Annotated in this window: 2 protein-coding genes; both read left to right on the top strand. The window is 38.6% G+C overall.

The window, feature by feature from the left end; genetic code table 11:
• Positions 1 to 175, top strand: a 175-nt coding sequence (locus DNK84_RS11630) for a transposase (protein ID WP_328587423.1), incomplete at its 5' end; no start/stop codon positions are given.
• Between the two features lie 135 nt (positions 176 to 310).
• Positions 311 to 1531 (top strand): IS256 family transposase, encoded by a 1221-nt coding sequence (locus tag DNK84_RS11625; protein WP_119344667.1) that lies wholly within the window; start codon positions 311 to 313, stop codon positions 1529 to 1531.
• Positions 1532 to 1582: the final 51 nt, after the last annotated feature.

The following is a 1582-nucleotide window of genomic DNA, read 5'->3' as shown; positions in this document are numbered from 1 at the left end:
AATTATTGAGTCTGTCAATGATCAGCTTAAGAATATTAGTCAAATCGAACATACGAGGCATCGTTCAATTTGGAACTTTATGACAAATTTATTGTGTGGCCTTATTGCCTATTGTTTTCAGCCAAAAAAGCCAAGTTTACGGATTAAGGGAGATAGTGAGCTGATAGTTTTATGAACACTTATGTCGAACTCACGTTAACTACGGTAGTTAGATAGCTTGGATCAACCAGGGCCTTTGGGAGTATTGAAATAACTGTGTAAATTCTTTCATAGGTTATAATGGTTAAAACGTATAATCTAAGGACGAAAGATGAAGAATAAAGAACAAAACAAAGCATTAGATCAAGCGCTTGATCTCATTGTTGAATCAGGTGCTGATTTATCCAATCTATTTAAATCAGATGGCGTATTGAAGCAATTAACCAAAGGTCTGGTTGAACGTGCTTTACAAGGTGAACTAAAGGCGCATCTTGGTTATGACAGGCATGAACGTAGCAATTCTGCTAATGCACGTAACGGCACGGCACGAAAAAGCGTAATAACAGAAGATGGCCTATTGGAAATTGATGTGCCTCGTGATCGCTCAGGTGAATTTGATCCTGTACTTGTTCCCAAGCGAAGCACGCGGATTGAAGGTTTGAATGAAAAGATTATTTCATTATATGCCAAAGGTATGAGTGTTTCAGATATTCAATTGCAATTACAGGAGCTTTATGGTGGTGCTGAGATCAGCACAAGCTTAATCAGCAAGATTACCGATGAGGTGTTGGAAGAAGTCAAACATTGGCAATCTCGGCCACTAGATGCGGTTTATCCGATTGTTTTCTTTGATTGTTTGGTGGTTAAAGTCCGTCAGGATAAGCGTGTGCTAAATAAAGCCGTTTATGTTGCTTTAGGTATAGATCGTACAGGTAGAAAAGATGTGTTAGGCCTTTGGATGAGCGAGAACGAAGGCGCTAAGTTTTGGCTGGCAAACTTAACTGAGCTGAAAAACCGTGGTGTACAGGATATTTTAATCGCCTGTACAGATAATTTAACCGGCATGTCTGATGCTATTAGTGCCGCTTTTCCTAAAACAGAGCATCAGCTTTGTATTGTCCATCAAATCAGAAATAGCCTTAACTACGTCTCTTATAAGCAACGAAAAGAAGTGGCCGCTGATTTAAAACCTATCTATACTGCAGCCACGGAAGAATCAGCCTTGATGGCATTAGAGGCTTTTGCACAAAAATGGGATAAACAATACCCGCATATCGCCAAATCATGGTATGCTAACTGGGATAACCTGGTTGTGTTTATGCAATACCCTGATCAAATACGCAAGGTCATTTATACGACCAATGCAATTGAGTCTGTGAATAGCCAGTTGAGGAAAGTAACGAAAAATAAGCGTTCTTTCCCCAATGATAATGCAGTATTTAAAACCTTGTTTTTGGCAATTGACTATATGACAAAAAAATGGACAATGCCAATTAGAAGCTGGAGTGAAGCAATGCCGTATTTTTTAATTAAATTTGAAGGCAGAATTTAAGTGCTATGAAAAATTTACACAGTTAGATGGATGGGCTCATATAACTAAGTC

Origin of the sequence: Facilibium subflavum, from assembly GCF_003574485.1 — a bacterium.
Lineage (GTDB): Bacteria > Pseudomonadota > Gammaproteobacteria > Francisellales > Francisellaceae > Facilibium > Facilibium subflavum.
This window is presented reverse-complemented; position numbering and strand designations above follow the sequence as displayed.